This window comes from Bradyrhizobium sp. TM239 (genome assembly GCF_036247985.1).
GTDB classification, from domain to species: Bacteria; Pseudomonadota; Alphaproteobacteria; order Rhizobiales; family Xanthobacteraceae; genus Bradyrhizobium; species Bradyrhizobium ottawaense.
In genome coordinates this window covers 197,135-217,528 of record NZ_BTIR01000003.1, presented here as the reverse complement: position 1 = coordinate 217,528, position 20,394 = coordinate 197,135, and the positions used below count along the sequence as shown (strand labels likewise).

Here is a 20,394-nt window from a genome sequence, read left to right as displayed (position 1 = left end):
TCGGCACATTTGATGACAGTTCTATGACGGCGGCGCGGGATGACCCCGGCTACCGCTTCGCTTCGCCGAACACCACGGTCGGCACCGCGCGGTTGACGATGTCGCGCAGCGCGAAGCTCGATTGCACGCGCGCGACGCGCGGCAAGCGGGACAACTCGGTGCGGTGGATGCGCTCGAAATCCTGGATGTCGCGGGCAAGCACGATCAGGATGTAGTCGTCGGTCCCCGACATCAGGAAGCAGCGCACGACGGAGGGGCATTTCACCACTTCCGCCTCGAACGCCTTCAATGCGTCATCGCTCTGGCTCTCCAGCGCGATGCGAACCAGCACGGTGGTGGTGAGGCCGAACTGCGAGAGATCGAGTGCGGCCTGGTAGGCCTGGATGTAGCCGTCGTCCTCCAGTGCCTTCTGCCGCCGGGCCAGCGCCGTGCTTGATAATCCGACCTTGTTGGCAAGCTCGGTGTGGCTGGCACGTGCATTGGTCGTGAGTTCCGCGAGGATCGCGAGGTCTTTCCGGTCGAGGGCCAAGGTTTCGTTTCCAGCGTGAAAGGGCGGCTTGGCGCCGGAAACCGGCGCGGACCTGCCGAAACTAGCGGATATTTGCACGAAACCAAACCGGCCCCGTCGCTACGATGAGGAACGGAATCATGGCGGTGGCAAAGGAGCGGAAAGATGCGCGTCGGTGTGCCCAAGGAGATCAAGGTGCAGGAATATCGCGTCGGGCTCACCCCGGGCGCGGTCCGCGAATATGTCGCGGCCGGGCACCAGGTCACGGTCGAGACCGGCGCCGGGGGCGGCATCGGCGCGTCCGACGAGGTGTATCGGCGGGCAGGGGCCATCATTGCCGACAGCGCCCGCGATATCTTTGCCAAGTCCGACATGATCGTGAAGGTGAAGGAACCGCAGAAGAGCGAGTGGGTCCAGCTCCGAGAAGGCCAGATCCTGTTTACTTACCTTCATCTTGCGCCGGATCCCGAGCAGACCAAGGGCCTGCTTGCCTCCGGCTGTACCGCGATCGCCTATGAAACCGTCACGGACGCGAACGGTCACCTCCCGCTGCTCGCCCCGATGAGCGAAGTCGCCGGCCGCCTCGCCATCGAGGCCGCCGGCGCCGCGCTCAAGCGCTCGGCCGGCGGACGCGGCGTGCTGCTGGGCGGTGTGCCCGGCGTGCAGCCGGCGCGCGTCGTCGTGCTCGGCGGCGGCGTGGTCGGAACGCAGGCGGCGCGCATGGCCGCAGGACTCGGTGCCGAAGTCACCGTGATCGACCGCTCGATCCCGCGCTTGCGCGAATTGGACGATCTCTTTGCCGGACGCGTGCGCACCCGATTCTCGACCATCGAATCGGTCGAGGACGAAGTGTTCGCCGCCGATGTCGTGATCGGTGCCGTGCTGGTGCCGGGTGCCAGCGCCCCCAAGCTGGTCACGCGCGCGATGCTGACATCGATGCGGCCGGGCGCCGTGCTGGTAGACGTCGCGATCGACCAGGGCGGCTGCTTCGAGACCTCGCACGCGACCACGCACACCCACCCGACCTACGAGGTCGACGGCGTCGTGCACTATTGCGTCGCCAATATGCCGGGCGCGGTGCCGGTGACGTCGAGCCAGGCGCTGAACAATGCGACGCTGCCGTTCGGCCTGATGCTCGCGAACAAGGGTTTTGCCGCGATGCTGGAAAACCCGCATATGCGCAACGGGCTGAACGTCCATCGCGGCCGGCTCACCAACAAGGCGGTGGCGGAAAGTCTCGGGCTGGAGTTTGCGCCGGTGGAGAGTGGGCTGGCGGCCTGAGCAGCCGCAATCTCCATCATTGCGAGCCAACAGGTCCGCGCGAAGCGCGGCCCGATGGCTCGCAATGACGATGTGGGGACGAGAGCGGCTCAAGTTTCGGCCGGAGTCCGCTGACGAATTGGCTCACGCCTTCGTCAGCCGGTACTGTCCCAGATCCGGGTCATGCGTCATGCGCCAGTAGTCCACGAACCGCCACGGCATCGCCGAAAACACCCGGCCACTCGCATTGCGGTAGTAGGTGCTCATGCCCGGGTGAGTCCAGATCATCGTTTCATGCTCGGCGTCGACCTTGCGGACGTAGTCGTCGAGCACATCAGGGCGGATGTCGATCGCGGCGACGTCGTGCTCGATCATGCTGGCGAGACACGCCGAGATGTAGCGGCTCTGGCATTCCGACTGGAAGATGACGCTGCCGCCATGCGCGGGGCCGGAGTTGGGGCCGAGCATGCAGAAGAAGTTGGGGAAATCGGGCACGGTGAGGCCGAGGAACGCAGTGGGGTTGTCGTTGGCCCAGGCCTGGCGCAAATCCTTGCCGTCGCGGCCACTGATGTTGAGGCGCGCCGCCATCTCCGTCACCTTGAAGCCGGTCGCGACCACGATGACATCGGCTGGGCGGTGCCTGCCGTCGGCGGTGACGATGCCGCCCTGATCGAAATGGTCGATCGCGTCGGTGACGAGCTCCACGTTCGGCCGCGTCAACGTCTTGAACCAGTTGTTGTCGAGCAGGATGCGCTTGCCGTAGGGCGGATAGGTCGGCACGCATTTTTCGATCAGGTCCGGCCGGCCCTGTAATTCCGACAGGATGAAGTCGGTCAGCTCCTGGCGGTGCCGGTCGTTGCCTTTGTTGACGGCGCGCTCGGGATGCGGCCACGCCGGGTCTTTGCGCAGGAAAGGCAGCAATCCGTCGCCATAGCGCCAGAACATGTTGAAGCGGTACCATTGCACATAGAACGGCAGGTGCGCCAGCAGCCAGCGCGCGCCCTCGCTGATTGGATCGGCATAGCCCTTCACCGGCCGCGCCCATTGCGCGCTGCGCTGATAGACGGTGATCGAGGCGACGCGGCCGGCGACCGACGGCACCAGCTGCATCGACGTTGCGCCGGTGCCGATCACGGCGACATGCTTGCCGTCGATGTTGATGTCATCGGACCACAGCGCCGAATGCAGGATCGTTCCCTTGAACTTGTCTTCGCCGTTGAAGCGAGCACGGGAGGGATCGTTGAGCTGGCCGATGGCGGAGACCAGCGCGGTGGATTCGAAGGTCTCCTCGCCGCTCTCGGTCTTGAGCGTGGAGATCCAGCGCCGCTTGCCTTCGTCCCAGCGCGACGAGGTCAGCTCGGTGTTGACGCGCAGATGTTTGCGAATGCCGTATTCGTCGGCGACTTTCTGGAGATATCCGAGCAGCTCCTCGCGCTGGCAGAAATAGCGCGTCCACGCATTCCCCGAGCCGAAGGAATAAGAATAGGAGTGGTTCGGCGTGTCGACGCCGCAGCCGGGATAGCGGTTGATCCACCAGGTGCCGCCGAGATCGGCGTTCTTCTCGACGATGGTGTAGGGTATGCCGAGATGCCCGAGCGCCACGCCGAGCGCAATGGCGCAGACGCCAGCGCCGACGATCAGGACGTGCTGCTCGGCGAGCTTGTCGTCAGAGGGGCGCCTCGTCCAACGCGCCTCGCGCGCAACAAAGCCCATCTCCTCGCGCATCAGCGGGGCATATTCCGGCGCGACGTTCTCGCCGAGGCAGGCGCGCATCATCTTCAGCAGCAGCTCGTCGCCGGGATCGGTGATGACGGGCTTCGGCGTGCCATCGGCGAAAAGCTTGAGCACCGCGGCGCGGATTTCGTCCTGGATTTCCATGGGCACGCCGGCCTCGGGATCGGGGATCAGGCGGATGTCGCGCTTGGGCAAGTACGGCGGCGCAAGCCATTTCTCGTCGCCGGTCATGTGCACCAGCACCATCAGGAGACAGCGGATGTCGCCTTCCGCGATGGTCGAGGCAAGGTCGAGCGTCCTGTGCGGAGATTCGATGTTCATGGCGTGTCCTGGTCTCCGGAGGCGGTGAAGAGGCCGCGCGTCATGAGCTTTCGATAGGCGGAGATGACGTGCTCGGGCACGGCGGTGACGCCGTCGGCCGAGTAGGAGTAGCGGCGGCTGAGATAGCCGCGCGCGCCCATCAGCATGTGGACGATCGCCTCGAACTCGTCGTCGCTGAAATCCTCGATGCCGCCGGCAAGGCGCGCACGGCGGAGGATACGGACATAGGCGACCGAGATGTTGTCGAGATGTTTCTGGTAACCGATGGGTGCGAAGAATTCGGCCTCGTTGAGGATCCGCAAAAACTCCGGCACCTCGCGGATGAAGTCGAAGAAGGCGGCGAAGCGCTCGATCTCCTGCCGCGCCGCATCCGCCGTGCCGGTGCGGGCGCGGATGAACTCGACCATGTCGAGGCCGATCTTCGGCAGCAGCTGGTCGAGCAGTTCCTGGCGGTTCTCGAAATGATTGTAGAAGGTGCCTTGCGCGACGCCGGCTACTTCGGTGATGCGGGCGACGGAGGCTTCGGCATAGCCATGCTTGCCGACGACCTTGGTGGCGGCCGCGAAGATCTTCTGCTTGGTCCAGGCGTTGCGCTCGACGCGGTTTAGCTTTGTGATCTTCGCGGTGGCTGGGCCTTGCGTCATGCCACGGTCTCCAGTTCGGCGCGCAGCACGCGCTTGAGAATCTTTCCCGAGGGGTTGCGCGGCAGGCTGTCGCGGATGATCAGCTCTTTCGGCACCTTGAAGCTCGCGAGCCGCGTGCGACAGTGCTCGGTGAGGGCAGGGAGCTCGAGCCTGGCGCCCTCAGTCAGCACGACGATCGCGACCGGCCGTTCGCCCCAGCGCCGATCGCGCAGGCCGATCACCGCGACTTCGCGCACCTCGGGCAATTCGTAGATGACGCGCTCAACCTCGGAAGAGGCGATGTTCTCGCCGCCGGAGATGATCATGTCCTTCTTGCGGTCGGTCAGATACAGGAAGCCATCGTCATCAAGATAGCCGACGTCGCCGCTGCGGAACCAGTCGCCGAAGAAGGCGGACGCCGTCTTGTCCGGATCATTCCAATAGCCGCGCGTGATCTTCGGTCCGCGCAGGCAGATCTCGCCGTTGACGTTCGCCGGCAGGGCCTTGCCGTCCTCGTCGCGGATCTCGATCTCGACATGGGCGATGGCGCGCCCGGTCGAGCCGATCTTCTCGATCTCGCGGCCGGCCTCCATGAAGGTGTCGCCGCCAACGGTCTCGGTGAGGCCATAGGCATCGATGTAGCGCGCGTTGCGGAAGAGTTGCGAGAAGGCGCGGATGCGCAGCTCCGGCGTCTTCTCGCCGCCGCCGATGGCCCATTGCAGGCTGGAGACGTCGTAGCGCTCACGCGTCGGGCAGGTGAGCATCGCGCTGGTCATGACGGGCGCGAACCATGCTGCGTTGAGCTTGTCCTCGGCGATCGCCGCAAGCGCCGTCTCCGGCTCGAAATTACGTTCGATGCGGATGAAGCCGCCATGCCAGAGCACGGCGACGCCGGGCAGGTCGAGCGCGCCGACGTGATAGAGCGGGCCGACGACGAGCAGCCGCGTCTCGGCGCTAAGGCCGAGCGCGATCGTCTGGTCGGCCGACTTCCAGTAGAAATTGTCGTAAGAGAGCATTACGCCCTTGGGGCGGTCGGTCGTACCCGAAGTGTACATCAGCCGCATCAGGTCGGATGGTGCGCGGCCGTGCATCGGCGCGGGCGGCGCATCGCCTGCAAGATGCGTGAGGCTCTGCTGCGCGGTCTCGTCGAGCACGACAATCCCGGTGCCCGCGACATTCGTCGCCAACTCCTCATCGACGATCAGAAGCCGCGCGCCGGCATTGCCGGCGATGTAGCCGACCTCGTCGCGGGAGAGGCGGAAGTTGATCGGCAGGAACACCGCGCCGAGATGGCTGGTGGCGAAGACGAGCTCCAGGAACGCCGCGCTGTTCTTCATCAGCACCGCGACGACGTCGCCGGCGCCAATGCCCTGCGCGGCGAGCCAGCCTGCCACCGTTCGGACACGCGCATCGAACGCCGCGTAGGAAATCTCCTCGCCGCGATATTTCAGCGCGGGCCGGTCCGGCGTGCGCCGGGCATGAAAGGCGATGAAGCTCGAAAGATTGATCATTTTGCCGATCTTGGGCCTGTAACCGGCCTCGCTACCTCCCTTGATGAATTATGACTCGTAATTCATCTTCGGCTTGACGTCACCCCCCACCCTCTGAAATCCTTGGGAGTACGGAGACGAGACGATCTCCGACAGGGATTTGGACACGCCGACCCGACAGAGGGAGGGAAAAATGACGAGGACCCGCACGCCGGGCATCAGCCGCCGCTCGACGCTGGCGCTGATGGGCGCCGGTGCGATAAGTGTTGCCGCGCCTTGGGTGGCGCGTGCGCAAGCCAAGACCATCAAGATCGGCATGCCGACGATCCTGTCGGGCCGCGTGGCGCAGCTCGGCACGTCCTCGCGCAATGCGGTGATGCTCGAGGTCGAGAAGGTCAACGCCACCGGCGGCCTTGCCGGCCGGCAGATCGAGATGGTGATCCGCGATTCCAAGGGCCAGCCGCAGGAAGCGGCCCGCGTCGCGCGCGAGCTCGTCAACACCGACGGCTGCGAATTGCTGCTCGACGGCGAGGCGTCCTCCGGATCGTTCGCGGTGCATGAGGTCGCGCGCGATCTCGGCGTGCTCTGCGTCCATACCTGCTCGGAGGCCTCTTCGCTGACGGCTGATCCGAAGCAGCACATCCCGAACGCGTTCCGCTGCGTGCGCCAGGGCATCCACGATTCCATCGTCGGCGGCAGCTACGCCGCCGCGATCGCCAAGACCAAGGGCCTGAAGAAATGGGCGACGTGCTCGCCCGACTATGCCTATGGCCGCGACACCACCGGCGAGTTCACGCTGTATCTGAAGCGTTTCGCGCCTGATGTGGAGATCATCAGCGAGTCCTGGCCAAAGCTGTTCCAGCCCGACTACACCGAGGTGGTGACGAAGATCCTTCAGGCCAAGCCGCAGGCGCTCTATTCCTGCCTGTGGGGCGGCGATCTCACCTCCTATATCGACCAGGCCAACATCTACGCGATGTTCAGCCAGATGGAGGTGTTCGCGGTCAACATGGCCGACTACACCGCGCTCACCGTCGTGAAGAACCTGCCCAAGGGCATCCACTCCGGTAACCGTTACATCAAGACGTTTCCGACCACGCCGGAGAACGCGGCCTGGGGCGATGCCTACAAGGCGAAGTACAACGAATATCCGACCAACTGGTCGTGGCAGAACGCGACCGCCGTGATGTTCCTGGCCGAGGCCGCAAAGAAGGCGAACTCCGCCGACGGCAAGAAGATCGCGGAGGCATTGAAGGGCCTCACCATCAAGTGCCCGTTCGGCGCCGACGGCACCGTGACGATGCGCGGCGACGACCACACGCTGGTCGGCTACGCCATCGGTTGGGGCACCACGATCCCGCAGGAGCCGTATGTGCCGGAGGTCAAGGCCGGTGACTGGAAGACGATCTTCGAGCTGGAGGCAGAGTGGAAGAAGAGCAAGGGCTACACCTGATCTGATGTGCGGCGGAGACGGGCGACCGTCCCCGCCGTTTTCGTTTTCCGCGCCGTGTCAGGCGCACCGCAATGAAAGTGCTCCCGTGGATCTCGACGCGCTTGCCGGCTGCCTCTCCAGCTCCGCCTGCATGGTGACGCAGACCACCAGCGGGCTCATCATCGGCATGCTGCTGTTCCTGGTCGCAGTCGGGCTGACGCTGATCTTCGGCGTGCTCAAGGTCGTCAATTTCAGCCACGGCGCCTTCTACATGTTCGGCGCCTATTTCGCGATGACCGCCTATCAGCTCACCGGCAGCTTTGCCCTTGCGATGCTGGCCGGGGCGGCAGGCACGGCGATCCTCGGCCTGATCTTCGAGCGCGTCTTCATGAGTCGCGTCTATGGTGCGGACGTCCTGATGCAGCTCCTCGTCTGCTACGCCTTCGTGCTGATCTTCGACGATGTCGTGCGTCTGATCTGGGGGCCCGAATTCAAGTCGATGGGCATGCCGGCGGCGTTCCAGGTCATGCCGCTGTTCATCGCCGGCGGCGTGGTGCCGCCTTATTATCTGTTGCTGATCGGCGTCGCGCTCGTTGCGGCCATCGTGCTCGGCATCGGGCTGTCGCGCAGCCGGATCGGCAAGGTGATCCGCGCTGCCGCGCAAAATCCCGGCATGGTCTCCGCGCTCGGCATCAACACCGGCCTGATCTATGGCGGTGTGTTCGCGCTCGGCGGCATGCTGGCGGGGCTCGCGGGTGCGCTTGCCGCGCCGGTGCGATCGCTCACGCCCGGGATGGGATTCTCGGTGCTGATCGAATCCTTCATCGTCACCGTGATCGGCGGCATGGGCTCGATCCTGGGCGCCCTGATCGGCGCGCTGCTGCTCGGCCTGATCCGCTCGTTCGGTTCGCTCGGCTTTCCCCTGTTCACGGAAGGCCTGATGTACCTGTTCATGGTGATCGTGCTGGTCTCGAAACCCACCGGCCTGTTCGGCAAGGAGGCGGCATGACCGAGCTGGAGGCCGGACGCGCGCAAGGGCTGGCACCCGTGCGCGGTGGCTCGGTGCTGCAACGCTATCGCGACGTCCTGATTGCGCTGATCGCTTTTGCCGTGCTGGCGAGCCTGCCGCTGTTGTCAGGCAGCAAGGCGCTGCTCGATTTCGTCATCCGTTGCTCCGCCTACGGCCTGTTCGCGACTTCGCTCAACCTCCTGGTCGGCTACACCGGCCTGACCTCGTTCGGCCATGGCATGTTCTTCGGCCTTGGCGCCTACAGCTTCGGCCTGATCATGCAGAAGCTCAGCGTGCCCATTCCGGTCGCTTTCGTGGCGACGCTGGCGATCACGGCGCTCATCGCGGCCGTGATCGGCGCCATCTGCGTGCGGCTGAAGGAGATCTATTTCGCCTTCGTCACGCTCGCCTTCCAGATGCTGATCCACTCGACCATCCTGTCCTGGGCTTCGTTCACCGGCGGTGACCAGGGCCTGCGCGGCGGCATTCCGCGACCCGTCTTTCTCGGCATCGATCTGGCCAACCACGTCCATCTCTACATCGCGAGCTGCGCACTCCTCATCCTTGGTCTGCTCGCGATGCGCCAGATCGCGCAATCGCCGTTCGGCTATACGCTGCGGATGATCCGCGACAACGCGGCGCGCGCGAGCTTCCTCGGCATCGACGTCTGGCGCGCCAAGCTCACCGTGTTCGTGCTGGCGGCGCTGTTCGCGGCGATGGGCGGCATGGTGATGGCGCTGTTCGTCTCCGGCGCCTATCCGGAATTCGCCTATTGGACGATCTCGGGCGAGGGCATTTTCATCAACATGCTCGGCGGCGTCTCGACCTTTCTGGGACCGATGGTCGGCACCGTGCTGCTGCTCCTGCTCAACGACACCGTGACGCGGTTCACGGAATACCACGGCATCGTGCTCGGCGTGGTCATCCTGTTCTTCGCGCTGGGCCTGCGCAAGGGCCTGCTGGATTTCGTCGCTGAATGGTTTTCGCAGCGGCGCGATGCGGGCGAGGGGCGCTAGCGATGCTGGAGATCCGCAACCTCGCAAAATCCTTTGGCGGCGTGAAAGCGACCAACGACGTCTCGCTGGATTTCCCCGACGGCTCGCTCACCGCGGTGATCGGTCCGAACGGCGCGGGCAAGAGCACCTTCTTCAACCTGATCACCGGTGCATTGAAGCCTGACACCGGAGAGGTGCTGCTCGACGGTGTCGACCTTGCCGGCCGCTCGCCGCCGGAGATCGTCCGTCACGGCATCGGCCGCGCCTTCCAGGTCGCGAGCATCTTCAAGTCGCTGACGGTGCAGGAGACCATGCTTGCCGCCGTCAGTGCCGACCAGCGCACCTCGGCAGTGCTGCACAAGCGCTTTCCCTTGCCGGAGACGCGCGATCGCGCCGAGTACGTGATGGAGCTACTGGGCCTTGCCGGCAAGCGCCATCGCACGGCCGCGACGCTGTCGCATGGCGATCAGAAGCTGCTCGACATTGCGCTGGCGCTGGTGCTCGAACCAAAAGTGCTGCTGCTGGACGAGCCCACCGCCGGCATGGGCCCCGAGGAGCGCTGGCGCATGATCGACAAGGTGCGCGAGCTCTGGGAGACGCAAAAAATCACGGTCGTCTTCATCGAGCACGACATGGACATCGTCTTCAAGATTGCGCCAAAAATCGTCGTGCTCTGCTACGGCCGTATTCTCGCCACCGGCACGCCCGAGGAGATCCGCAACGACAGCGCCGTCATCGAAGCCTATCTCGGCACCGAAAATGCGGGAGCGGCCGCATGAGCTCTGTCGTCATCGAAGTCGCCGATCTCGACGTCTACTACGGCACCAGCCAGATCCTGTTCGGTGTCGACCTGTCGGTGCGGCAGGGCGAGACCATGGCGCTGCTGGGGCGCAACGGCGCGGGCAAATCAACGACCATGAAGGCGATCATGGGGCTGGCGCCGCCGCGGCGGGGCAGAGTGAGCCTGCGCGGTGCTCTGATCTCCGGCCGGAAGCCCCATCATATCGCGCGCGCCGGTCTCGGCTTCGTGCCGGAGGATCGCCAGATCTTTCCGGAGCACACCGTCGAGGACAATCTCGTCATCGGGAAGAAGAGGGGGCCGGAGGGGCAGGACGAGTGGCCGATCAAGCGCATCTATGAGGTCTTCCCGCTGCTGGAGCCGCTGCGCCATCGCATCGCCGGGCGTCTCTCGGGCGGCGAGCAGCAGATGCTGGCCATTGCGCGCACACTGATGGGCAATCCGGCGCTGTTGCTGCTGGACGAGCCGAGCGAGGGGCTCGCGCCGATCATCGTGCAGCGGATCGGCGAGCTGTTGCGGCAGCTTCGAAGCATCGGATCGACCGTGCTGATCGCCGAACAGAACATGCATTTCTGCCTGGGGCTCGCGAGCCACGCCACGGTCATCGACAAGGGCCAGATCGTCTATGCCGCCGGAATCGAGGAGCTGAAGGCCAACGACGCCATCCGCCGGCGTTATCTGGCCCTGTAGCGCAGCTCCGGTGCCCAAATAGGGCGGCAGAAGAAAACTATTGCCGCGAGACTGTCTTGCGGAAGGAGTTTCCCCTTCTCGGGTCAAAAACGCCAATCGCTTCCATTGCCGTTTAGGGCCGAAACGACGACATTCCGTTCAGAATTTGATGGATTGGCGTAGCCATGGAACGCACTGGATTTGAGCCTTTTGGCGAGCAGCTGGTGTCCGCAGCGGACACCCAGCCGAAGTCGCGCGGGTCAAAGATCCTGCTGCGGGTGGGTACCGGCCTGTTCTGGTCGCTGGTCGCCGGCATCGTGCTTGCGCGTGCGGCCTTCTTCGAGCCCGGCGTCTATGACGGCTTCAGCCGCGTCGCCTCGCTGGCCAAAAGCCTGATCTTCTGAGGCGGTTTATTCCGGGTTGAGGACAGAACTTCCCCTCGGCCCTGATATGTCGAAAACTTATTTCCCAATCGGATGACCCTGCGTATAAATCTTTCTCCTCTGGGAGAGATTTGTGTCGCAGAATCAAGCATCCAGCCCGGCCGATGCGAAGCCGGCTACGGCCACCAGCCGCATCGTCGCGCTGATTCCCGGCATCCTCCTCTGCGTTCTGGTCGCCGGTGTCTCGGCCCTGCTGGAGCGGGCGGAGCTCGGCGTCTTCGAACATCCCTATGTCGAGGCGCTGGTGATGGCGATCCTCCTCGGGATGGCCCTGCGCAGCTTCTGGAAACCTGCGCCGCGCTGGCAGGCCGGCATCGCCTTCAGCGCCAAGCAGCTCCTCGAAGTCGCGGTCATGCTGTTGGGTGCCTCGATCAGCTTCGCCGCCATCGCGGCCTCCGGCGTCGCGTTATTGGCGTCGATCGCGGCTGTCGTCGTGGTGGCGCTCTGCGTCTCCTTTGGTCTCAGCCGGATGCTGGGCCTGTCGACGCGGCTGTCGATCCTGATCGCCTGCGGCAACTCGATCTGCGGCAATTCGGCGATTGCCGCCGTGGCCCCGATCATCGGCGCCAACAATGACGAGATCGCGTCCTCGATCTCCTTCACCGCGATCCTCGGCGTGATGATGGTGCTCGGCCTGCCGCTGCTGATTCCGCTGTTGCAATTGTCTGCCACGCAATACGGCATCCTCGCGGGCCTCACGGTCTATGCGGTGCCGCAGGTGCTGGCCGCGACGGTCCCGGCCGGGCTCGTCTCGACACAGATCGGCACGCTCGTGAAGCTGATGCGCGTGCTGATGCTCGGGCCGGTCGTCGTCGGTCTGTCGCTCGCCGCCTCGCGCTGGCAGAGCGACGCCAAGAAGGCCAATGTCGGCTTCTTCCGCTTGGTGCCGTGGTTCATCCTCGGCTTCCTGGCGCTGGCGACCCTGCGCTCCCTCGAGATCGTGCCGGGCACGGTGGTTGGTCCGGTGACCAAGATCACGAGTTTTCTGACCGTGGTGTCGATGGCGGCCCTCGGTCTCGGCGTCGACGTGCGCGTGCTCGCCAATGTTGGCGGGCGGGTGACGGCCGCGGTGACGCTGTCCCTGATGCTGCTGCTCGGCATCAGCATCGCACTGGTGCATTGGTTCAAGTGAGCGGGCGCGCTCTCTGGACTTCCCCCGCCAGACGTTTATTGGTCTTCGCCAATGTGATCGGCTGCGGCTGATCTTTAAAAACAGCGAGGGCGCGGCCATGACGACGTTGACGGTGAAAGACCTTCTCCCCGAGGACGGAACACGCGGCACACTCGCCGGTCGCGTCTGGCTGCCGCAGGCGAACGGCCCGGCCGTGGTCGCCGTTCGTGGCGACGGCGTGTACGACGTCACCGCAAGATTTCCGACCATCAGCGCGCTCTGCGAAGAGGACTACCCGGCCAAGGCTCTTGGCCTGACCAAGGGCGAGCGCATCGGCGATCTCGATGCCATCGTGGCCAACACGGCGCCGGACCAGCGCGATCGCCAAAAACCGTGGCTGCTTGCGCCCGTGGACCTGCAGACGCTGAAGGCTGCCGGCGTCACCTTTGCCATCTCGATGCTGGAGCGCGTGATTGAGGAGCGGGCCAAGGGCAACCCGGCCTCGGCCGAAGCGATCCGCAAGGAAGTGACGCGGCTGATCGGCGATGATTTGTCGAAGCTCAAGCCAGGCTCCGACCAGGCGATGCATCTGAAGCAGGTGCTGATCGATCAGAACGCCTGGAGCCAATATCTCGAGGTCGGCATCGGTCCCGACGCCGAGGTCTTCACCAAGGCACCGACGCTGTCCTCGGTCGGCACCGGCATGGATGCGGGCCTGCATCCGAAATCGACCTGGAACAATCCCGAGCCGGAGCTGGTGCTGTTCGTCTCCAGCCGCGGCAAGATCGTCGGCGGCGCGCTCGGCAACGACGTGAACTTGCGCGACTTCGAAGGACGCTCGGCGTTGCTGCTGTCGAAGGCCAAGGACAACAACGCGTCGTGCTCAATCGGCCCGCTGCTGCGGCTGTTCGACGACAGCTTTACGCTCGACGACGCGCGCAAGCTCGACATCAGCCTGAACGTGAAGGGAGCAGACGGCTTCGTTCTCGACGGCCATTCCTCGATCAGCAAGATCAGCCGCGATCCGACTGATCTGGTCGAGCAGACCATCGGCAAGGTGCATCAATATCCTGATGGCTTCGTGCTGTTCCTCGGCACGATGTTCGCGCCGGTCAAGGATCGCGATGCGCCGGGACAGGGCTTCACCCACAAGCGCGACGACATCGTCACGATCGCAGCGCCGCAGCTGGGTAAGCTCGTCAACCGCATGCGCACCAGCGACGAGTGCGAGCCCTGGACCTTCGGCATCGGTGCGCTGATGAAGAACCTGGCGCAGCGGAAGCTGATTTAGCGCTTCACGTCTCGCCGCTGACCTCCCACGCGAACGTCTATGAGGCCGTCATGCCCGGGCTTGTCCCGCCTGCGAGGCCGAAGCCACTTCGGCGCGGCGAAGGCCCGGGCATCCACGTTCTTTGTCAGGCGAGGTAAGGCGTGGATGGCCGGGACAAGCCCGGCCATGACGGTGTCCGTGGCTGGACCCACCTATAAACTGCCTTCATCTTCCCGTTGCATCGTTGGAACAAAATCGCGCTGGGCGTGTCATCTGGCTGCTCACAATCGCTGAGCCGCGTTTTCCTCCAAATAGTCAAATAATATGACTAGTCGGAACTCATCTTCCGTGAAATAGTCCCTCCCGCCGCCTCAAAGGCCGGCCTGCGGGTGCCATGCTACCAATCGGCGCCCCGGATAACATCTTGGGAGACTCGCCTGATGATCCTCAAAGCCCTCTTTGCGGCCAGCGCCACGGCCGCCTTGCTGCTCGCGCTGCCGGCGACTGCCGCCGAGCTCACCATCGGCTTCTCGCAGATCGGATCGGAATCCGGCTGGCGCGCGGCCGAGACGTCGGTCTCCAAGCAGGAGGCCGCCAAGCGCAAGGTCAATCTCAAGATCGCCGACGCGCAGCAGAAACAGGAGAACCAGATCAAGGCGATCCGCTCCTTCATCGCGCAGAATGTCGATGCGATCTTCCTGGCGCCGGTGGTCTCTACCGGATGGGACTCGGTGTTGAAGGAGGCCAAGGAAGCCAAGATCCCGGTCGTGCTGCTCGACCGCGACATCGATCCCTCCGGCAAGGAGCTCTATCTCACCGCCGTGACGTCGGACAGCGTGCATGAGGGCGAGGTCGCCGGCGACTGGCTGGCCAAGACAGTCGGCGCCAAGGCCTGCAACATCGTCGAGCTGCAGGGGACGGTCGGCGCCAGCGTCGCCACCAACCGCAAGAAAGGCTTCGACACCGCCGTCGCCAAGCACGCGAACCTGAAGGTGGTGCGCAGCCAGACCGGCGACTTCACCCGCGCCAAGGGCAAGGAGGTGATGGAAAGCTTCATCAAGGCCGAAGGCGGCGGCAAGAACATCTGCGCGGTCTACGCCCACAACGACGACATGATGGTGGGCGCGATTCAAGCGATGAAGGAAGCCGGCCTCAAGCCCGGCAAGGATATCCTCACCGTTTCGATCGACGCGGTCCCCGATATCTTCAAGGCGATGGTTGCCGGCGAAGCGAACGCCACGGTGGAGCTGACGCCGAACATGGCCGGCCCAGCACTGGATGCCGTCGCAGCCTTCAAGGGCAAGGGAACGGTTCCGCCGAAGTGGATTCAGACCGAGTCCAAGCTCTATACTGCCGCCGATGATCCGCAGAAGATCTACGACAGCAAGAAGGGCCTCGGTTACTGAGGCGGGCGCCGCGCCGGACCGCTTCCGGTGGTCCGTAGCCCCGCTTCGAAACCGCTGCACGAACGACTAGGCTGGGTGTCCGCTTCAATGGCGGGCACCCGTGGGAGCGAATTTGCCATGCAGAACAGCCCCGATCCTGCTCTGCCCCTTCTTGAGGTGCGCGGGATCAGCAAGAGCTTCGGCGCTGTGCGCGCGCTGCAGGAGGTCGACTTCACGCTGCGCGCCGGCGAGATCCATGCGTTGCTCGGCGAGAACGGCGCCGGCAAGTCCACGCTGATCAAGGTCGTCACCGGCGTATTCCCACGCGACGCCGGCATCGTCAGGATCGGCGGTGAAGAGGTCGCGCCGCGCTCGGCCAAGGCAGCGCTGGCAGCGGGCATTGCCACCGTCTACCAGGAGGTCAATCTGCTGCCGAACCTGTCGGTGGCGCAGAACCTGTTCCTCGATCGCCAGCCAATGCGCTTCGGCATCGTGCGCGAGGGCGAGATGCGCCGCCGCGCCAAGGCGCTGCTTGCGGAGTTTGGCCTCGATGTCGACGTTGCCGCGCCGCTCGGCAACTATTCGGTCGCCGTGCAGCACGTCACCGCGATCGCGCGCGCCGTCGATCTCTCCGCGCGGGTGTTGATCCTGGACGAGCCCACCGCGAGTCTCGACCGTCACGAGGTCGAGATCCTGTTCGGCATCATGCGCCAGCTCGCGAAACGCGGCATCGGCATCGTCTTCGTCAGTCACTTCCTCGACCAGGTCTACGAGATCTCCGATCGCATCACCGTGCTGCGCAACGGTCGCCTCGTCGGCGAGCGCGAGACCGCCTCGCTGCCGCGCCTCGAGCTGATCCGGCTGATGCTCGGCCGCGAGTTGGCCGAGACCACCAGCGCGCGCGCATCAGTGGGCGAGCACAAAGCGCGCGAGATCTGCGCGAGCTTCGAGAATTACGGCAAGGCCGGCTATGTCGCCCCGTTCAATCTCGAGCTGCGCCATGGCGAGGTCGTCGGTCTCGCCGGCCTGCTCGGCTCGGGCCGGACCGAGACGGCGCGGCTGGTGTTCGGCGCCGAGCGCGCCGATGGCGGGAAGGCGAGGGTGGAAGGTGTGCCGGTGCGGCTACAGTCGCCTCGCGACGGCGTACGCCACGGCTTTGGCTATTGCCCGGAGGAGCGCAAGACCGACGGCATCGTCGCCGAGCTCACGGTGCGCGAGAACATCGTGCTCGCGCTCCAGGCCAAGCGCGGCCTGCATCGGCCGCTGTCGCGCCGCGAGCAGGACGAGATCGCGCGCCGCTACGTCAAGATGCTCGACATCCGTCCGCCCGATCCTGAACGCCCCGTCGGCCTGTTGTCCGGCGGCAATCAGCAGAAGGTTCTGCTGGCGCGCTGGCTTGCGACCTCGCCGCGGCTTCTGGTGCTGGACGAGCCGACCCGCGGCATCGATGTCGGCGCGCATGCCGAGATCATCCGCCTGATCCGCGAGCTCTGCGACGACGGCCTGTCGCTGCTCGTGATCTCCTCCGAGCTCGATGAGATCGTGACCTATTCCGACCGCGTCGTGGTGCTGCGCGACCGCGCCCATGTCGAGGAGCTAGCGGGCGAGGCGGTCGACGTCGGCAACATTCTCGCGGCCATTGCCGCCGATAGCGCCGCTGTTGCGCTTGAGGCCCACACATGACAGCGCTGTTGCCGCGCCGCGGCCTTGCCCAGATCCTCGCATTGATCGTCATCCTCGCGGTCGACCGTGTGGTGTCGCCACAATTCTTCGACCTGCGCCTCCAGGACGGCCGTCTGTTCGGCAGCCTGATCGACGTGCTCAACCGCGGCACGCCGGTGGCGCTGCTGTCACTCGGCATGGTTCTGGTGATCGCGACGCGCGGCATAGATCTGTCGGTTGGCGCCGTCATGGCGATCGCGGGCGCGATCGCGGCAAGCCTCGCCGACACTCACAGTCTGGCCGTAGTTCTGGCGGCAGCGCTCGGCGCGGGCTTGATTTGCGGCCTGTGGAATGGCTTCCTCGTCGCGGTGCTCGGCATGCAGCCAATCGTGGCGACGTTGATCCTCATGGTGGCGGGCCGCGGCATCGCCCAGCTCATCACCGAGGGGCGCATCGTGACCTTCTCGTCGCCCGATCTGGTCTGGCTCGGCAATGGTGCCATTCTCGGCTTGCCCGTGCCGGTCGCGATTGCGCTCGGCATGCTCATCCTGACCGGCGCGGTGGTGCGTGGCTCCGCGCTCGGGCTCCTGATCGAGGCGACCGGTGGCAATGCGCGGGCGAGCGAGCTTGCCGGCGTCGGAACTCGTGCGATGATCCTGTCGGTCTATGTCTGGTGCGGCGTCTGCGCCGCGCTGGCCGGCGTGATCGCGGCGGCCGACATCATGGGGGCCGACGCGAACAATGCCGGCCTCTGGCTCGAGCTCGATGCGATCCTGGCCGTGGTGATCGGCGGCACCTCGTTGTTCGGCGGCCGCTTCAGCCTCGTGCTGGCCGTACTCGGCGCGCTGATCATCCAGACCATGAATACCGGCATCCTTTTGTCCGGCTATCCGCCGGAGTTCAACCTGCTGGTCAAGGCGGTAGTGGTGCTCACGGTGCTGTTGTTGCAATCGCCGAAGCTGACGGGTTTTGCCGGCATCGCTGCGCGGCTGCGGAGGACGAAGGCATGAGAGGTCTGCCGCCCGCTCTCATTACGGCGATCGTGCTGGTCGCAGGCTTCGCAGCCTGCGCGGTGCAGTTTCCGAGCATCGCCTCGACCCGCGTCGTCGGCAATCTCCTCACTGACAACGCTTTCCTCGGCATCGTCGCGGCCGGCATGACCTTTGTCATCATCTCCGGCGGCATCGATCTCTCGGTCGGCTCGGTGATCGGCTTCACGACGGTCTTCGTTGCGCTCGCGATCGAGCGCTGGGGCATGCCGCCGCTGGTTGCTTTCGTCGCCGTCCTCGCACTCTCGGCGGCCTTCGGTGCGGCGATGGGCGCGGTGATCCATGTCTTCGATCTGCCCCCCTTCATCGTGACGCTCGCCGGCATGTTCCTGGCGCGCGGCGCGAGCTTTCTGCTCTCCACCGAATCCATACCGATCACCGCGCCGGTCTATTCCACCGTGTCGGATTTCGCCTTGCGATTGACGGGTGGAGGGCGATTGACGGCGATCGCGATCATCATGCTCGCGATCGTGACCGGCGGGGCGCTGCTGCTGCATCTTACCCGGTTCGGCGCCAATGTGTATGCGCTCGGTGGCAGCCGGACGACCGCGAGCCTGATGGGCGTTGCGGTCGGCAAGATGACCGTGAAGATCTACATGCTGTCGAGCCTGCTCGCAGGCATCGCCGGCATCGTGTTCTCGTTCTACACCAGCGCGGGCTATTCGCTCTCCGCCGTCGGCGTCGAGCTCGACACCATCGCCGCCGTCGTGATCGGCGGCACGCTGCTCACGGGCGGGCAGGGCTCGGTGATCGGAACCTTCCTGGGGGTGCTGATCCAGGGCCTGATCCAGACCTACATCAATTTCGACGGCACGCTGTCGAGCTGGTGGACCAAGATCGCGACCGGCGTCTTGCTGTTCGCCTTCATCGCGTTGCAGCAGGGACTGGTCGCGCTGGCGCGCCGGCCGTTGACGAAGAGCGCAGGAGCCGCCACATGACCTCGCGCATCGTTGTCATCCCGACGCGGCGGGCTCACTCCAACCATGCGGAGGTCGCCCGTTCGATCGGCGTCGACATCATCGCCGGCCGCTACGCGGAGGGCACGCGCCTGCCAGGCGATGCCGAGATGATCGCGATGTTCGGCGTGTCGCGGCCGGTGCTGCGGGAGAGCGTGAAGACCCTGGTCGCCAAGGGCCTGCTCACGACCAAGGCGCGCGTCGGCACCGTCGTGCGCGAACGCGCGGCATGGAACATGTTCGATGCCGACGTGCTGGCCTGGCATCTGGACGCCGGCATCGACAAGCGCTTCCTCAACGACCTCGCCGAGATCCGTCTCGCGGTCGAGCCGCGCGCGGCGATGCTGGCGGCCGCGCAGCGGTCGGAGGAGGATCTGGCCGAGCTTCGGCTCAGCATGGAGCGCATGCGGCTCGAAGCGTCCGACTCGGTCGGCTTTGCCGATGCCGACCTCGCGCTTCACGTCGCTGTGGCGCGCGCCTCCGGCAACCTGTTCATGCGCTCGATCGGCCACGTCATCGAGGCGGCCTTGCGCGCCTCGTTCCTGCTGAGCGCCCCGGTGGAATCGGCGGACCGCGACACGGTGCTACTCTGGCACCAGAAGATCGTCGATGCGATCGCGGCGGGCGATGCCGACGCCGCCTCGGAGGCGATGGTCTTCGTCATTCACAACGGCATGCACCGCCATGAAGGCACGGTCATCGAGACCGCGCCGGCCGAGGCGCTGCCATCCGTGCAGTCCGGAGAAAGATCGTGACTGAACTTCGCATCGCCATCGTCGGCTTCGGCAAGATCGCCCGCGACCAGCACCTCAGTGCAATCGCCGCGGTGCCGGGCGCGACGCTGACCGCAATTGCCAGCCGCAATGCCTCGCTGCCGGGATTGCCGCATTTCGCCACTATCGAGGAGTTGCTGGAAAAGGGGCCGCCGGTCGATGCTGTCTCACTCTGCACGCCGCCGCAGGTGAGGCGCGCGCAGGCCGCCGCGGCGCTCGCCGCCGGCAAGCATGTCATGCTGGAGAAGCCGCCGGGCATCGGTGTCGCCGAGCTCGATCCGCTGATCGCGATGGCGGCGGAGGCAAAGCGAACGCTGTTTGCGACCTGGCATTCGCGCCATGCGCCGGCGGTCGAGCCCGCGCGACAATGGCTCGCTGAGCGACGCATCAAGTCGGTGCACATCAGCTGGAAGGAGGATGTTCGCGTCTGGCATCCCGGTCAGGGCTGGATCTGGGAACCAGGCGGCCTCGGCGTGTTCGATCCCGGCATCAACGCACTGTCGATCCTGACCAAAATCCTGCCGAAGCCCGTGTTCGTCACCGCGGCCGAGTTGGCGTTTCCCGCCAATTGCCAGGCACCGATCGCGGCGAACCTGACGCTGACGGACATCGACGGCCTACTCGTCACCGCCGAGTTCGATTTCCGCCAGACCGGACCGCAGAGCTGGGATATCCTCGTCGATACCGACCAGGGCCGGATGACTTTGTCCAGCGGTGGCGCACGGTTGGAGGTCGACGGCAAGGTGCTTGCCGAGGCGCCCGATGAGGAATATCGCGGGCTCTACCGGCGCTTCGTCGAGCTCGCGGCGACCGGCGCAAGCGATGTCGATCTGACGCCGCTTCGCCTCGTCGCCGACGCCTTCCTGCTCGGCAGGCGGACCGTCGTCGAACCGTTCGTGGATTAG

19 protein-coding genes are annotated in these 20,394 nt (G+C 65.2%); 15 read left to right on the top strand and 4 right to left on the bottom strand.

Features of this window, described 5'->3' with window-relative positions; translation table 11 throughout:
* Positions 1-49: 49 nt before the first annotated feature.
* Positions 50-529: an Lrp/AsnC family transcriptional regulator gene (locus tag AABA84_RS07245; protein WP_212248523.1), complete on the bottom strand. Its 480-nt coding sequence runs from the start codon at positions 527-529 to the stop codon at positions 50-52.
* 144 nt (positions 530-673) lie between these two features.
* Between AABA84_RS07245 and ald the strand changes: the two genes are divergently transcribed.
* Positions 674-1,789, top strand: coding sequence for an alanine dehydrogenase (ald, locus tag AABA84_RS07240; protein ID WP_338311716.1), 1,116 nt, complete (start codon positions 674-676; stop codon positions 1,787-1,789).
* A gap of 123 nt (positions 1,790-1,912) precedes the next feature.
* Here ald and AABA84_RS07235 read toward each other — a convergent pair whose 3' ends face one another.
* Genes AABA84_RS07235 through AABA84_RS07225 form a run of 3 tightly spaced genes read right to left on the bottom strand, consistent with a single transcriptional unit; the run spans position 1,913 to position 5,957 of the window.
* Positions 1,913-3,823: a flavin-containing monooxygenase gene (locus tag AABA84_RS07235; protein WP_212248525.1), complete on the bottom strand. Its 1,911-nt coding sequence runs from the start codon at positions 3,821-3,823 to the stop codon at positions 1,913-1,915.
* Positions 3,820-4,467, bottom strand: coding sequence for a TetR/AcrR family transcriptional regulator (locus tag AABA84_RS07230; RefSeq protein WP_212248526.1), 648 nt, complete (start codon positions 4,465-4,467; stop codon positions 3,820-3,822). Before AABA84_RS07230 ends, AABA84_RS07235 begins: the two co-directional genes overlap by 4 nt.
* Positions 4,464-5,957 (bottom strand): AMP-binding protein, encoded by a 1,494-nt coding sequence (locus AABA84_RS07225; RefSeq protein ID WP_212248527.1) that lies wholly within the window; start codon positions 5,955-5,957, stop codon positions 4,464-4,466. Before AABA84_RS07225 ends, AABA84_RS07230 begins: the two co-directional genes overlap by 4 nt.
* A 172-nt stretch (positions 5,958-6,129) precedes the next feature.
* On the opposite strand from AABA84_RS07225, the gene AABA84_RS07220 reads away from it, so the two are divergent.
* From AABA84_RS07220 to AABA84_RS07155, 14 genes are all read left to right on the top strand, one after another.
* On the top strand, positions 6,130-7,389 hold the full coding sequence (locus AABA84_RS07220) for an ABC transporter substrate-binding protein (RefSeq protein WP_212248528.1): 1,260 nt from the start codon (positions 6,130-6,132) through the stop codon (positions 7,387-7,389).
* Between the two features lie 85 nt (positions 7,390-7,474).
* A complete protein-coding gene (locus AABA84_RS07215; protein WP_212248529.1) occupies positions 7,475-8,377 on the top strand; it encodes a branched-chain amino acid ABC transporter permease in 903 nt (300 codons plus the stop codon).
* Positions 8,374-9,393 (top strand): branched-chain amino acid ABC transporter permease, encoded by a 1,020-nt coding sequence (locus AABA84_RS07210; protein ID WP_338311715.1) that lies wholly within the window; start codon positions 8,374-8,376, stop codon positions 9,391-9,393. Before AABA84_RS07215 ends, AABA84_RS07210 begins: the two co-directional genes overlap by 4 nt.
* 2 nt (positions 9,394-9,395) lie before the next feature.
* On the top strand, positions 9,396-10,151 hold the full coding sequence (locus AABA84_RS07205; RefSeq protein ID WP_212248531.1) for an ABC transporter ATP-binding protein: 756 nt from the start codon (positions 9,396-9,398) through the stop codon (positions 10,149-10,151).
* A complete protein-coding gene (locus AABA84_RS07200; RefSeq protein ID WP_212248532.1) occupies positions 10,148-10,861 on the top strand; it encodes an ABC transporter ATP-binding protein in 714 nt (237 codons plus the stop codon). Before AABA84_RS07205 ends, AABA84_RS07200 begins: the two co-directional genes overlap by 4 nt.
* 203 nt (positions 10,862-11,064) lie before the next feature.
* Positions 11,065-11,244, top strand: a complete 180-nt coding sequence (locus tag AABA84_RS07195; RefSeq protein ID WP_338307494.1) for a hypothetical protein — start codon at positions 11,065-11,067, stop codon at positions 11,242-11,244.
* Positions 11,245-11,356: 112 nt separating this feature from the next.
* On the top strand, positions 11,357-12,415 hold the full coding sequence (locus AABA84_RS07190) for a YeiH family protein (protein ID WP_212248534.1): 1,059 nt from the start codon (positions 11,357-11,359) through the stop codon (positions 12,413-12,415).
* Between the two features lie 97 nt (positions 12,416-12,512).
* Complete coding sequence (locus AABA84_RS07185) at positions 12,513-13,685, top strand: fumarylacetoacetate hydrolase family protein (RefSeq protein ID WP_212248535.1); 1,173 nt, start codon at positions 12,513-12,515, stop codon at positions 13,683-13,685.
* A gap of 419 nt (positions 13,686-14,104) precedes the next feature.
* Positions 14,105-15,070 (top strand): galactofuranose ABC transporter, galactofuranose-binding protein YtfQ, encoded by a 966-nt coding sequence (ytfQ, locus tag AABA84_RS07180; protein WP_212248536.1) that lies wholly within the window; start codon positions 14,105-14,107, stop codon positions 15,068-15,070.
* Between the two features lie 117 nt (positions 15,071-15,187).
* A complete protein-coding gene (locus tag AABA84_RS07175) occupies positions 15,188-16,732 on the top strand; it encodes a sugar ABC transporter ATP-binding protein (RefSeq protein WP_212248537.1) in 1,545 nt (514 codons plus the stop codon).
* Positions 16,729-17,721 (top strand): ABC transporter permease, encoded by a 993-nt coding sequence (locus tag AABA84_RS07170; RefSeq protein ID WP_212248538.1) that lies wholly within the window; start codon positions 16,729-16,731, stop codon positions 17,719-17,721. Before AABA84_RS07175 ends, AABA84_RS07170 begins: the two co-directional genes overlap by 4 nt.
* Entirely contained in the window at positions 17,718-18,698 is a 981-nt protein-coding gene (gene yjfF / locus AABA84_RS07165; RefSeq protein WP_212248539.1) for a galactofuranose ABC transporter, permease protein YjfF, read from the top strand. Before AABA84_RS07170 ends, yjfF begins: the two co-directional genes overlap by 4 nt.
* Positions 18,695-19,471: a FadR/GntR family transcriptional regulator gene (locus AABA84_RS07160; RefSeq protein ID WP_212248540.1), complete on the top strand. Its 777-nt coding sequence runs from the start codon at positions 18,695-18,697 to the stop codon at positions 19,469-19,471. Before yjfF ends, AABA84_RS07160 begins: the two co-directional genes overlap by 4 nt.
* Positions 19,468-20,394, top strand: a complete 927-nt coding sequence (locus tag AABA84_RS07155) for a Gfo/Idh/MocA family protein (protein WP_212248541.1) — start codon at positions 19,468-19,470, stop codon at positions 20,392-20,394. Before AABA84_RS07160 ends, AABA84_RS07155 begins: the two co-directional genes overlap by 4 nt.